General features: G+C 30.0%; 1 pseudogene. It reads left to right on the top strand.

Annotation, left to right across the window (positions count from 1 at the left end):
- Positions 1-247: 247 nt before the first annotated feature.
- Positions 248-383, top strand: a pseudogene (locus tag COI44_RS24970) (amidohydrolase family protein); the annotation flags it as partial.
- Positions 384-957 lie beyond the last annotated feature (574 nt).

The raw sequence follows: 957 nt of genomic DNA, 5'->3' as shown, positions 1-957 counted from the left end.
TAGGCTGATGTTTTTTTTGTGTTTAAAAATGAAAATAAGGTTTCATGTCAATTTAAGGTGATCTTCCTGCACCTTTTAATTCACAGGGTTCTTTTTTAACATTGCATTTAAAAAGATATTCTTTTAACGATCAAGCTTACAAAAAGTTAATGGTAATGTCTTCATTCATGTTTGGAACAATGGATAAACCGATATAAAGGTGTAACAACCATCCACAATTACCTTGCCTGGTTATTATGGATAGTGTGTAACTCAATTACCTTTTAATGTAACAGACGAAGAGATTATAAACTTGAATGAAAAAGGGGTAAAAATTACGTTTTAATATAAAACGATGTGGTTCAGAAGATTTATCTAGGCTCGATTACCTTACAAGAAGAGTTTAGGATTTAGTTGGATGGCAACAGCTATTTGATGAACAAGCTATCGATAAAATCATGTACACGAATGTTTTAAAATGGTATTTCAAATAATTCAGCGTTAATTAGGTTTAGCTTCATAAAGAAAGTTAGAATTTATATGTCGTGATCAATAGTCCACCACATTTACCCAAAATTCTTTTTGAACTTTTAGAAGCCATTCCAAGTTGTATTCCCAGCTCTGCAACGTTGGTGTAAGGTTCTTAGAATAATATTCATTTAGTAAAGTTCTTAACAAGCACTCTATGGTTACTACATTTTCACTACAATTCGATCTATTTTTGACGTACCGAACTGTTGAAATAATTATCCATATACGATACTTGTATTTTTTTAATTTCGAAAATTATATACATGAAGCTAATTCCGATAAAAGACAGGTGGTATTCTTTTTGGGTAATACTTTAAAATAATTAATTCAACTGCCAATATTCAAGGTAAGAGTATAATTTTTGTAAAGAAATGCTTGCAATCATTTGGACGAGATGGTATATTTGTTTATGTTGTCACTACAAAATAAGTTGGAACAACAAAAAAA

Origin of the sequence: Bacillus sp. AFS088145 (genome assembly GCF_002564465.1) — a bacterium.
Taxonomy (GTDB): Bacteria; Bacillota; Bacilli; order Bacillales; family Bacillaceae_G; genus Gottfriedia.
The sequence above is the reverse complement of the archived record's forward strand: the minus strand, read 5'-3'. Positions and strand labels throughout refer to the sequence as shown.